This is a genomic window from Bacillus nitroreducens, assembly GCF_964021195.1.
Genome location: NZ_CAXHYI020000003.1, coordinates 3,711,721 through 3,723,905, shown reverse-complemented (window position 1 = coordinate 3,723,905; position 12,185 = coordinate 3,711,721). Strand labels below are relative to the sequence as shown.

Here is a 12,185-nt window from a genome sequence, read left to right as displayed (position 1 = left end):
GCACCTTTTATCAGCATTTGGATGATTGTATCAAATTCTTTAAATGTCTTCACGTATACTTATTATGCGTTTACAACTGCATCGAGTTGTTGCTTAACATTCGAAAGGATACGATTACATTGGTCGACTAGTGGTTTAGGAAATACCTCATCTTCTCCATATTCAACGCCATGTGGGTAATAGTATTTACCAACAAATGGAGCTAATAGCTTAACAGTTGCTCCTGTCGCATTTTCCTCGATAATTCCTTCAACTGCATAACCTTGAACACGAAGATAGTAAATGTCTCCTTTAATTTCAAACTTATAATCATATGTAATTCTTTCATAATCCCACTGACCTGCAAGAATAAATCCTTCAGATGTCATAATGTCAGTTAATCTTGATAACTCGATTGTTACGTTTTCAATCCCCGTATTTTCAAATTTCATGTAAATTCCCTCCAAAAACCGTCACTAAACGATTTATATGTTCTCAGTATAATAATAGTACGAAAACATTCAAGTTGCAACGCCTGACTTTAATATGTCACGAAAATTAAAAAATATTTGATGTGAAATTTCTACAGAATTGGTCAAACTAACTAGGAAAGGAGGGACAAGATGAAGAAATTTCTTTTTATTATTACAGCTGTACTATTTGTTTTTAGTAGTCCAATTATTGCGAATGGACAAGGTACCACTACATATACAGTGCAGCCAGGAGACTCTTTATGGAAGATTGCTGTACGTTATCAGGTCGGATTGACAGAAATTATTCAAGCAAATCCACAGTTTCGAAATCCAAACCTCATTTATCCAGGACAGAAGGTAACCATACCAATTTTAGATAATGTCAAAAGTATTGAAAATCAGGTGATTTCTTTGACCAATCAGCAAAGGGCAAAATATGGTTTACCTGCATTGAAGATTGATTGGGAACTATCAAGGGTAGCACGTTATAAATCTGTGGATATGAGAGACCGAAATTATTTTGACCATACTTCTCCTACATATGGTTCGCCATTCACGATGATGAAAAACTTTGGCATCTCTTACCGTACTGCCGCTGAAAATATAGCAGCGGGACAAAGAACCCCACAGGAGGTAGTAAATGCATGGATGAACTCTCCTGGTCACCGGGCCAATATTTTAAAACGTGATGTTACACATATTGGTGTTGGCTATGCAGAAGGTGGATCAAAAAGGCATTATTGGACTCAGATGTTTATAGGAAAATAAAGCATAAAACGAGGATGATAACATGAAAACTGTGCGAGATATTATGAGTACTGATATTGAATATTGCACACCTTTAGATAATGTATATGAAGTAGCTGTTAAGATGAAAGAATTAAACGTCGGCGCAATACCCATTCTAGAGGATAACAAATTAATCGGTATGATTACTGATCGAGATTTAGTTGTACGTGGATATGCAGAAAAAAAAGCAGGATCTAATCAAGTGACAAATGTGATGAGTGAGGACTTAATTACATGTTCACCTGACACTTCACTTCAAGAAGCATCCGAGTTAATGGCCAAGCATCAAATTCGCCGTTTACCAGTTGTAGAAAACGGACAACTCGTTGGAATTGTTTCTCTAGGTGATTTAGCAACAAATACCATGTCGGATGAACATGCAGGAGAGGCCTTAAGTGACATCTCTGAACAAGAACCATTACATTAAATAAGTGGGGACCTTTGGGAGGCACGCAAATAAGTCACCTCTTTATAGTTGGTGCTAGTTGCAGAATTGATACTCGCTTCTCAAGGGCGGTTTGGTAGCCTACGCGGGTCGTTATGCTCCTTGCTGGTGCTTCCTTGGTCATGCTATTCCCTCAAAGAGCATCGTGCCTTACTCGAATCAACAAATTTAATAAAAGGTATCAATATCTCTAATATGGGAAATTTGATACCTTTTTTTTATTGACAGTGCACGGGTTTTGTACATTGCGTTTTTCTCGATGTATTTACGCATAAATCTAGTGAAAATTTAATATATATGATAGAAATTGATTTATGTTAGGAAGTGGTCTTCTGAAATTGGCGAAGATTGTTGTTACAATCCTACTATTATCTTCTAGCATATTCTATATTTCTATTAATTATGGAAGAACAGAAAGTGTAAATGGACTAGTTCATACCGCTCCTTTAACCAGTACAATTGAAAGAGGTCTACCGTATCAAAAGGATATCCTTCAATTTAATGGTCTCTATTCCCTCATTGGAATGGAAAGTTTAAAACTAAAAGAAAAATTAGGTGAGCCGAGTCGAATCGATCGTTCCTCCTATGATTATGATTGGTGGGTATATAATACGAATTTTAATCATTATATTCAGGTTGGAATTGAGAATGATAAAGTTGTAACTGTATTTGGAACAGGAAATGATGTAGAAGTTGAACCTTTTAAAATAGGACAACCATTAGCAGAAATTGAAAGAAAAGGGTTAATTAAATCAGAAATCTCATTAAACGTAAATAAAACCCCATACCGATTTGTCTTAACAGAACAGGAAATGAAAACAAAGCCATTGATTTCAATGGGAGAGGTCTTTATCCAATTGTATGTAGATACGTTTACGGAAAAAATATCAAGTGTTCGATTTTTAGACGGAAAAACATTGATAAAACTTCGGCCATATGAGCTGGCCTACCGTGGAGAATTGTTGTCCGCTAAGAAACTATCAAAATCTGAAAGTATGGAAGTCGAAAAGGGTAACAAAGCCCAGATTTATGATTTAACAAACATTTATCGGAATAGACATGGATTACATCCTCTAAAAGGAGACGAACAATTAGCGGAAGTGGCCTATTTACATAGCAAGGATATGCAAATAAATGATTTTTTTGACCACTTCTCCCCAACTAATGGTGGGCTTGCAGAAAGACTTGAAAAGGGAGAAATTAGTTATCAATTGGCAGGAGAAAATATTGCAGCAAAATATGTAGATGGAATCGCAGCAGTAGAGGGCTGGCTAAATAGTCAAGGTCATCGTGAGACTTTATTAAATGAGGAGTACAATTATCTTGGAGTAGGGGTATATGAAAAGTATTACACACAAAATTTTATCCAGAAATGGAAATGATATAAGAATGCAATACATCGTTGTGTATTGCTTCAAAGTGTAGACAAAGCCAAGCTTGACTTTGTCTACACTCATTTTTATAGGAAACACACGTAAGATTCATTTCCCCAGACTGTCTTGAAAACGTTTGTCAGACAAGGCGTGGCAGTTCGAGACGTGAATAGAAGAAGTTGCCTTCATGAGCGGACGAGTGAGGCAAGCATCGAAGTATGCGAGCGTTTGTCAACAGACAAAAGCAATACATCGTTGTGTATTGCTTTTGGTATGTCCTTATATCTTGGTTGGTCGGTCAATGATGAAAAAGCTACCTGTAGCATGTGCAATTAGCGTTCCGTCATCGCGAAATACTTGTCCTTCAATCACGCATATTTTCGATCCCTTATGAATTAATTTTGCAACACATCGCAATTCTTTCCCTATACCGGGAGCCACATAATTTATTTTCATTTCAGTTGTTACAGCTGCCTTATTCTGTGGAAGGACTTGATGAACAACCGAGCCCATTGCGGAATCAAGCAATGTTGCTGTCATTCCACCATGTACAATTTGTAATGAATTTTGTATTAGTGCTGTATTGGGAATCGTGATTTCATATGTTTGGGAATCAATGACTCGACGACTAGTTTGTAATAAGCCTCCAATATATGAGCCATTTTGCTTGGTGTGTTTACGAATTACAGCATCGATTACAAGCTCCAGTGTATGTTTTTCTTCTTCAGTTGCTTCGAATAAAAATGATTGTAATTTTTGTAGAATACGATCTTCCATCCGATGACCTCAAATCCGAAATATTTTTATTATTCCTATTTTAACAATAATACATAAAAGTTTGCAATTAAAATGGGCGAACAAAACAATTTAATAAAGATAAACTATAGTAGGCAATTATATGACTTTATTCAGCACAGGCCAACAAATTTTCAAAGTTTAGAATGTCCGAAGTAGGTAAAAGCAAATGTGAGATGGGTTTTACGAAAGCTGAGTAAAGGAGCCTCTGATAGACGCCAGGATTATTTAACTTGCAAATCAAGGACCAATCACACCACATCATTGGGTAACGTTCTTAACACCCACTACTTGTGGGGAAAAAATCGGGTAAAAATACGTCAGCCATATTTGATAAATAGGTTTGTAGAGGTGATAAATATGGGGAAAAATCTTCATCCATCTATTCAAGAATTTAAATCCTTCGTGAAAAAACATCCTTTGTTGATTCAGGAAGTACGAAAAGGGGACCTTAATTGGCAGGAAGTATATGAAGATTGGTATATACTTGGTGAGGATGATGAGAAATGGAACAAATATAAGGAGAAAGACAGTCAAAACGATGATAGCGACAAAGTAGATTTTATCGGGAAGATCTTTTCAACCTTAAAAAATGCAGATATGAATAATTTGCAACAACACATCTCAAATGTGGGGGAAGCTCTTTCTACGATTCAAGCCGTAATTCATCAGTTTCGTGGAGAAGAAAAGTCAACTCAACAGCCATCTTCACCCCATCAACACCATCCATTTGCGTTTCGCAAAGATTAAAGGTGAGAAGGGAGAGCATAGATGCGCAAAGAAACATACGAATACATCAACGCCCAAAAAAAACTACGGGCTTTCGTGCGTCAGAACCCAATTTGGTACCGAAAATTAACCCGTAATCCGACCGATTTTTCTAGCTTGGAACATGAGGCCAAGGTGTATTTCAAACAAACAGTCCCACATAAAGTGCAAAAACTGAATCAATCCTTAGAAATGGCCTCTTTCATGCTTCAAATGTATCAAGGCATGCGACAAAGTGATTAATATCATCCATCTCTACCTAAATTCAAACAGTCGAGTATAAAACCTCGACTGTTTGTTTTGTTACCAAAGATGCGATTTACGAAAAATCATGGTATAGTGGATGTGGAGGTGTTTTATATTGATCGCTACAACAGAGAGAGTTGAAATACTTGATGAGGCGCGAAACCTATCATTGATGATTCTACAATCAGAACTAGCAGAAGAATATCGAAGCTGTTTATATACATTGCAAAAAGATAGAGAAGCACAGAAACTAATTGCTGAATTTCAAGTCATGAAGGAGAAATATGAAGAAGTTCAACGATTTGGAAGATATCATCCTGATTTTCGAACTGTTTCCAAAGAAACAAGGGAATTGAAAAGAAAACTTGACCTCCATGAAACAATTGCGGATTTTAAAAAGGCAGAGGACAACCTACAAGGAGTACTTGACGAGATAAGTGTAATCCTTGGTGGGGCTGTGTCAAAGCATATTAAAGTCCCTACAGGGAATCCTTATTTTGACTCAATGTCGAGCTGTGGTGGCGGATGTGGTAGTGGCGGAGCGTGTGGATGTAAGTAATTCAACTGGAATCTGTTTCATTTTTCAGATAAAGCAGTTTTTTTACATGGTTCTTATTGTAAGAAATTAACACACTGTGCTACACTATAAACTAAGTTACTGAAATAAGGAGAAAACACTATGATTGGACAACGCCAAGGAATAATTGTTTGGCTTCACTCGCTAAAGCATTCAAAGATGCTGCGTAAATTTGGCAACATTCATTATGTTTCAAAACGTCTAAAATACGTAGTCCTATACAATGATATGGAAAATACGGATTCAATCGTGGAGAAATTAAATTCTCTATCCTATGTAAAAAAGGTAGAACCATCATATAAACCCTTTTTAAAGATTGAATTCGAAAACAAAAAACCAGATCGAGCAAAGGAATACGATTATAAAATTGGATTATAAAAGGGGCTGTCCGATAAGTCCTAAAAAATAAGGCAAGGGAGAAAAACGACCGTTTTTCTCCCTTGCCTTTTCGTCTACTACACGGGCCTCGTGATGTTGTGGAATAAGAGATTCGATATCATAAATCATTTGAATTTGTCGATTATCGTATGGTTTGAAAGTAGGGGCTAATTGTCTTGGATTAGGTTCTTTTTGTTTTTCTTCATTTTGAACTTCTAGTTTCTCCTCTTCGAACTCTGGAAAAAGGGAAGTTTGCGTGTTAAATTTTCATTAGTAATTAATTGATTGCTCATAAAAAATCATCCTTTCTGGAATGTTGTGTAGTAACTTCATTTTACTAAAAAGGATGATTTTTTTGTGTGTTTTTTAAAAAGTTACGAGTCAATACTATTAAATTTTGTAACCTTGTTGATTGTAGCGGAAGGTACGAGACTCCTGCGGGAAAAGCGTGGCCAGGGGAGACCCCGCAGGAGCTTGCGACGAGGAGGCTCCCGGACCGCCCGCGGAAAGCGAGTGCCTGCAGCGGAAATCAACACCAGATTTTTTAGTAAACCCAAAAAACAAAAAATGAGGGCTGTCCTCAAAAGTCATTTTTCAGTACTTTTTTGGACAGCCCCTTTTTATGTATGTTATTGCATCGGTGGTATGTAACGGTTCATTCGTAATATACCAATTAAGTGTTGGTAGTAAAGTTCTTTTTCGTTAAACATCGTTGATGGTTTTACATCGAGAGTGATTATTGGTAAATCGAGTTCAGTTGCTACTTCTGCAAAGAGAGTGTAACGTTTATTCGGTTTGACCTCAGGATTCGGAATTCCTTCTCTACAAATATAAATGGCTTGAAAGTCACCTGGATCAGTTGGCTTAAAAGCTACAGCCAAGGAAGTAACTTGTCTGTCATTAATTGTGGTGTGAAAAGCAAATAGCTTTGAAACTCTGCTTCTATTTCCTCTAGCAAGCTCAAGAAGTTCATAAATATCAGAATATCCTTCACCAAGCTCTATAAAACGTTGAATCATCTATATACCCCTCAATTTTCATATTTTTCATGTATACTGTACCATGAAAAGATTAAAAGAGACAATTAAATAACAAACAAATTATGCAACCGCCTTAAACAGTGACACATCAACGAGTTAAGATACTTTTGCTAAATGAACTTACCCTCAATAAAATAATTCTTCAAGATAGAAATGTATGTAAATTAAAAAAACCCTGCAAGACGACCTGCAGGGTCCTTCTATTCCATGCTTTTAAAAACCGATCACATGGAGAAGGCAAAGGGAGAGGAGAAACCGGAGGAAGAACTTATGGGGAAACGTAAGTCTTCTCCGCGGTTGGCAACAACATCCTCGAATGATGTTGTTATTACTAATTATGACCAATTGAAAAATGTGTATACATGAAGTTATATATTTTTTGAACTATGAAGATTTTGTCGAAATTTTGTCTTGAATTTTTGGATTCTCGTTAACAAACAATATTGTTTATGGTAGGATAATGTTATTCAATTTTACATAGACAGTGGTGATAGTTGTGAGAGTTGTATCTGGATCGAAGAAAGGTCTTCACTTGAAAGCGGTACCAGGAGTATCTACAAGGCCGACTACAGATAAAGTGAAGGAAGCCATTTTTAATATCATTGGTCCATATTTTGATGGTGGGTACGGACTTGATTTATTCGGTGGAAGCGGGGGGCTTGGGATCGAAGCGTTAAGCCGTGGAATCGACAAAGTAATCTTTGTCGACCGTGATCAAAAAGCCATCCAAACAATAAAGGGAAATTTAGATATATGTCGTCTACAAGATCAAGCAGAAGTGTATCGAAACGATGCTTATCGAGCATTAAAAGCGATTATGAAGCGAGAAATCAAATTCGATTTGATCTTTTTAGATCCACCATATAAACAGCAAAAGTTGATGGAGCTCATCGAAGCCATTCATGATCATCAACTTTTAACGGATAATGGTTATATCATTGCAGAACATGGTTCAGACGTCATGTTGGAACAATCAATAGGCAATCTTACTTTAGTTCGCCATGAGATATATGGAGTGATTGGAGTTTCAATCTATACATATATAGAGGAAGAGAGAGGGGAAACGATATGACGAGAATTGCGGTATGCCCAGGAAGCTTCGACCCTGTAACAAACGGGCATCTAGATATTATTAAAAGAGGGGCAAAGGTTTTTGACAAAATTTATGTGTGTGTGTTAAATAATTCTTCGAAACAGCCTTTGTTCACTGTAGAAGAGCGAATTGAACTTTTACAAGAAAGTACGAAGGAATTACAAAATATAGAAGTGGAATCTTTTCAAGGTCTCTTGATGGATTACGCTAGTCAAAAAAATGCGAATGCCATTTTAAGAGGTTTACGTGCCGTATCAGATTTTGAGTATGAAATGCAAATTACCTCTATGAATCGTATATTAAATGAAAAAATTGAAACTTTCTTTATGATGACGAATAATCAATATTCATTCTTAAGCTCAAGTATTGTTAAAGAAGCTGCCAAATATCATGGTGAGATTTCAGAGCTCGTGCCAAAGCCAGTAGAAATGGCTTTGAAAGAGAAATTCAAAAGCCCCGCAAATTAAATGCGAGGGCTTTTCACTTTCCCGACGTATATGACAATGTAACAAAGTAATGAAAAGATTGTGAAGAGCGGACCATACGTGATTAAACCATCCCATATTTTTTCCATCCAGATAGGTGTATTCTCTGTTATGAAAGGTGTGAAGATTCCAAACGTTTCTTCAGAACCAGCGTTTTTAACGTAGAGTGGATTCCATAATAAATAGGTGAGAAATCCAGCAATAAAACCGTGCATAATTCGTGCGATAAAAAAAGGCTTAAAACGAACATCTGTCTCTGCCAAAATACTTGCAACTTGCGCTTGAACGGAAAGTCCGCAAAATCCAAGAATAAAACTAACCGTAATCACCTTTGGGAGTAGATCTATATGTTTTAATTCACTTGTCATCATCGAACCAGTCGTAATTTCAAATATTCCAGAAATAAGCGGAATACTTAGTTCTGCTGGCATTTGAAATAGCTTTAAAAACAAGGATAATCCACCAGCGACTAGTGCAATAAAATTAATTAAAGAGAGTAGTTTATTAAATACCGAGAATAGGATGATAAATCCGCCAATCATCAGCAAGGTATGAATCGAAGTAGACACCGCATCGCCTAATAGTTGACCAAATGGTCTTGTCTCTTTCAGTCTTGTCCGGTGAAGTTCCTGCAAGGCTTTTACAAGTATACTCTTTTTTTCTTCATCTTTTGGGGTATGTTCATCATGTTTGTTACCGTGAAACCTCATGATTAATCCAACACAAAAATTCCCGACGTAATGACTGACTGCAAGTAAAATTCCGAGTTGTGGATTTTTAAAAAAACCGACAGATATAGCTGCAAATATAAAGAGGGGATTCGAAGCGTTAGCAAAAGAAACGAGTCGTTCTGCTTCAACTCTTGTAATCTGTTTCTCTTGTCTAAGCCTAGCTGTTAGCTTTGCACCAGCTGGAAAACCTGAAGCCATCCCCATAGCCCATGCAAATCCGCCGACACCTGGCACTCGAAATAAAGGTCTCATTAGAGGTTCAAATAAGACACCGATAAATTTAACTACACCAAAACCGATTAATAACTCAGAAATGATTAAAAAAGGCAGTAGGGATGGAAATACAATTTTCCACCACATTTCCAATCCAACTTTTGATGCATCGAGTGATTCCTTTGGAAAATAAATAAGGGCAATTGTTAGTAGAGAAATTCCTGCTGCAATTGCTACGGTTTTAAATCTAGATCGTATCAATGGTACTCCTCCTACAGATGTCTTCTTTTCTTCTATTCAGTAAACAAGGATGTTCAATAAGTCTGTCAAAAAGAACACATTGAATGTATGCGGATATTGCTCCAATTACCTGGTGAACATCTAAGTTAAGCCTTTGAGTCGTTTAGTCATTTTAAGAAGTAAATTCCCGAGCTCAAAGTCTGCAAGGAAAGTTAACAAGCAGTTGCCTCGTTCTGGTACTCCAAGCTCCGCCGTCTTAAGATATTGGTTCTTTTTTAATCTCCTTTTGAACACGCACATTATTCCAACAAGTGATAGAATAAGAGAGCACACAATTTTCTGAAATGATTATGTAGTTTCTGAACAAAATTGATTCATTAATCGAAACGAAGGTTTGTACATCTATTTAAATATACGTGTATAGGTGGGAAGTTTAGACCAAAAGAATGTACAAGTTTCATTTCTTTTTTCATATACTGGAATAAAGTGAATTTTCTCTCGGGTAGGGGTTTCTTCATTCCTCCAAATGATTTTCCTACCCACAAGATATGGGTCACATAGACAAGTCACTCGAGATATACCGTTCGTAGTCTTTGTTCAATCATTCATAGGCTTTTCGGGTGAGAAGATCCCATTGTACCTCGGGGTTTCGAAGGAAGTTAATGCGAAAAATGAACATTAAATATTGCTGGAAGTCTTATAGTTGGGAGATGGATGATTCGTATGAATGAACCGAAAATTGGATTAGCACTTGGATCTGGTGGAGCGAGAGGGTTTGCACATTTGGGTGTAATTAAAGTTCTTTTAGAGGAAGACATTCCAATCAATCTCATTGCAGGAACAAGCATGGGGGCTTTGGTCGCAAGTTTTTATGGAGCGGGACTTGATATCAATCGTTTATATAAACTTGCACTTGCCTTTAAACGAAAATATTACTTGGATTTTACCGTGCCAAAGATGGGCTTTATTGCAGGAAAACGAGTGAAGGAGCTCATTCGAGTCTTTACACATGGTAAAAACATAGAGCAGCTTGATATACCAGTTGGTATTGTTGCGACTGATTTGTTGAAAGGTGAAAAGGTCGTATTCCGAAGTGGTCCAGTTGCAGATGCTGTAAGGGCAAGTATTGCAATCCCTGGAATTTTCGTGCCCGAGAAAATAGATGGTCGGATACTTGTAGATGGGGGAGTAATTGATCGGGTTCCTATTTCCGTAGCAAAAGATATGGGAGCAGATATCGTTATTGCGGTAGACGTCTCTCATGTTAAAATAAATGAAGAGATTTCTTCAATATTTGATGTGATTTTACAGAGTATAGATATCATGCAAAAAGAGCTTGTGAAGTATGGGGAATTTTCTTCAGATATTATGATCCGACCACATGTAGGCCATTATAGTTCACGTGCTTTTACAAATATTGAGGACATCATTCAAATTGGGGAAGAAGAAACTAGAAAACAACTTCCTAAGATCCAGGAGGCAATCGCAAAGTGGAAGGAGTCTGCATTGAATGAAGAGAAAGAGAAATAAAGCATTTTTTAGAGTACTTGCAGTCGGAGTGGTGCTAGCAATTCTAGGTACCTTTATACAGCTTCCCTATTACGTAACCAAACCAGGTATGGCAACAGAACTGGATCCTATTATTAAGGTGGAAAATGGTTATAAAGAAGATGGGGAATTCATGTTAACTACCATCCGCATGGGCAAGGCAAATATATTTAGCTATGCGTGGGCAAAAGTGGCAAACTATCATGAAATTCTACCAATAAAGCGCGTAAGACGAGAAAATGAAAGCGACGAGGAATATTCAAATCGCCAATTATATTATATGGAGGATTCACAAGAAACGGCTATAGCAGTGGCCTATAAATATGCTGACAAGCATGTAACCCTTAAAAACAATGGAATTTACATAATGGGGATTGTTGACGGAATGCCTGCAGAGAAAGAATTAAAGCCAGGTGATCGAATTTATGCGGTTGACGGGATGCAAATTGATGAGCATACAAAATTTATGAATTATGTGGCTGATAAAAAGGACAAAGACATCATAAGCATTGAGATTGAACGCAATGGAGAGGAGAAGACGGTTAAGATTCCATTGGCTCCATTTCCTACTAATCCAGAAAAAATAGGGATCGGGATTGAGTTAATCACAGATATTGAAGTGGAGACCGATCCGAAAGTTGAAATTGATACTGAGAAAATCGGGGGTCCATCTGCAGGACTTATGTTTACACTCGAAATCTACAATCAGCTTACAGAACAAGATTTAACACACGGATTACGTATCGCAGGAACAGGGACGATTAATATAGATGGGCAGGTCGGTCCAATTGGTGGAATTGGTCAAAAAATTGTTGCCGCCGAAAATTCTGATGTCGACATTTTCTTTGCTCCAAATGAAAATGGAGCAGTTGATTCTGATTATCAACAGGCATTAGCAACTGCAAAGGATATTAAAAGTGACATGAAAATTGTACCTGTCGATACATTCGAAGATGCACTTCATTTTCTCGAAAATCTTGATGTGGATAAAATAAAAAACTAGCCGCTTCCA

At 37.1% G+C, this 12,185-nt stretch carries 15 protein-coding genes; 11 read left to right on the top strand and 4 right to left on the bottom strand.

What is annotated here, in order from left to right:
• Positions 1-62: 62 nt before the first annotated feature.
• Positions 63-431 carry a YugN family protein gene (locus ACWPVE_RS22060; protein ID WP_453997178.1) on the bottom strand — a complete coding sequence of 123 codons (369 nt, stop codon included), beginning with the start codon at positions 429-431 and terminating at the stop codon, positions 63-65.
• 171 nt (positions 432-602) lie between these two features.
• Between ACWPVE_RS22060 and safA the strand changes: the two genes are divergently transcribed.
• The 3 genes from safA (at position 603) to ACWPVE_RS22045 (ending at position 3,068) form a co-directional block, all read left to right on the top strand.
• The gene (gene safA, locus ACWPVE_RS22055; protein ID WP_453997176.1) at positions 603-1,220 is read left to right on the top strand and encodes a SafA/ExsA family spore coat assembly protein; all 618 of its coding nucleotides are present in this window, start codon (positions 603-605) and stop codon (positions 1,218-1,220) included.
• Between the two features lie 22 nt (positions 1,221-1,242).
• Positions 1,243-1,668: a CBS domain-containing protein gene (locus tag ACWPVE_RS22050; RefSeq protein WP_453997174.1), complete on the top strand. Its 426-nt coding sequence runs from the start codon at positions 1,243-1,245 to the stop codon at positions 1,666-1,668.
• A gap of 356 nt (positions 1,669-2,024) precedes the next feature.
• Positions 2,025-3,068, top strand: coding sequence for a CAP domain-containing protein (locus ACWPVE_RS22045; protein ID WP_453997172.1), 1,044 nt, complete (start codon positions 2,025-2,027; stop codon positions 3,066-3,068).
• Positions 3,069-3,338: 270 nt separating this feature from the next.
• Here the strand turns inward: ACWPVE_RS22045 and ACWPVE_RS22040 are convergent, their stop codons facing one another.
• On the bottom strand, positions 3,339-3,836 hold the full coding sequence (locus tag ACWPVE_RS22040) for a PaaI family thioesterase (RefSeq protein ID WP_453997170.1): 498 nt from the start codon (positions 3,834-3,836) through the stop codon (positions 3,339-3,341).
• Between the two features lie 378 nt (positions 3,837-4,214).
• Here ACWPVE_RS22040 and ylbD point away from each other — a divergent pair, with 378 nt between their 5' ends.
• The 4 genes from ylbD (at position 4,215) to ACWPVE_RS22020 (ending at position 5,823) form a co-directional block, all read left to right on the top strand.
• Entirely contained in the window at positions 4,215-4,604 is a 390-nt protein-coding gene (ylbD, locus tag ACWPVE_RS22035; protein WP_453997168.1) for a spore coat protein YlbD, read from the top strand.
• 21 nt (positions 4,605-4,625) lie between these two features.
• The gene (locus ACWPVE_RS22030; protein WP_453997166.1) at positions 4,626-4,865 is read left to right on the top strand and encodes a YlbE-like family protein; all 240 of its coding nucleotides are present in this window, start codon (positions 4,626-4,628) and stop codon (positions 4,863-4,865) included.
• A gap of 118 nt (positions 4,866-4,983) precedes the next feature.
• Positions 4,984-5,427: a YlbF family regulator gene (locus ACWPVE_RS22025; RefSeq protein ID WP_453997164.1), complete on the top strand. Its 444-nt coding sequence runs from the start codon at positions 4,984-4,986 to the stop codon at positions 5,425-5,427.
• A 120-nt stretch (positions 5,428-5,547) separates the two neighbouring features.
• Positions 5,548-5,823 carry a YlbG family protein gene (locus ACWPVE_RS22020; RefSeq protein ID WP_453997162.1) on the top strand — a complete coding sequence of 92 codons (276 nt, stop codon included), beginning with the start codon at positions 5,548-5,550 and terminating at the stop codon, positions 5,821-5,823.
• A 629-nt stretch (positions 5,824-6,452) separates the two neighbouring features.
• Here ACWPVE_RS22020 and ACWPVE_RS22015 read toward each other — a convergent pair.
• Complete coding sequence (locus ACWPVE_RS22015; RefSeq protein WP_453997160.1) at positions 6,453-6,842, bottom strand: DUF7147 family protein; 390 nt, start codon at positions 6,840-6,842, stop codon at positions 6,453-6,455.
• A 517-nt stretch (positions 6,843-7,359) separates the two neighbouring features.
• On the opposite strand from ACWPVE_RS22015, the gene rsmD reads away from it, so the two are divergent.
• Complete coding sequence (gene rsmD, locus ACWPVE_RS22010) at positions 7,360-7,935, top strand: 16S rRNA (guanine(966)-N(2))-methyltransferase RsmD (RefSeq protein ID WP_453997158.1); 576 nt, start codon at positions 7,360-7,362, stop codon at positions 7,933-7,935.
• Entirely contained in the window at positions 7,932-8,423 is a 492-nt protein-coding gene (coaD, locus tag ACWPVE_RS22005; RefSeq protein ID WP_453997156.1) for a pantetheine-phosphate adenylyltransferase, read from the top strand. Before rsmD ends, coaD begins: the two co-directional genes overlap by 4 nt.
• Here coaD and ylbJ read toward each other — a convergent pair.
• A complete protein-coding gene (gene ylbJ / locus ACWPVE_RS22000) occupies positions 8,420-9,646 on the bottom strand; it encodes a sporulation integral membrane protein YlbJ (protein WP_453997154.1) in 1,227 nt (408 codons plus the stop codon). The two genes, coaD and ylbJ, sit on opposite strands and share 4 nt — an antisense overlap.
• 693 nt (positions 9,647-10,339) lie before the next feature.
• On the opposite strand from ylbJ, the gene ACWPVE_RS21995 reads away from it, so the two are divergent.
• Positions 10,340-11,155: a patatin-like phospholipase family protein gene (locus ACWPVE_RS21995; protein ID WP_453997152.1), complete on the top strand. Its 816-nt coding sequence runs from the start codon at positions 10,340-10,342 to the stop codon at positions 11,153-11,155.
• Positions 11,136-12,176 carry a SepM family pheromone-processing serine protease gene (locus tag ACWPVE_RS21990; protein WP_453997150.1) on the top strand — a complete coding sequence of 347 codons (1,041 nt, stop codon included), beginning with the start codon at positions 11,136-11,138 and terminating at the stop codon, positions 12,174-12,176. Before ACWPVE_RS21995 ends, ACWPVE_RS21990 begins: the two co-directional genes overlap by 20 nt.
• Positions 12,177-12,185 lie beyond the last annotated feature (9 nt).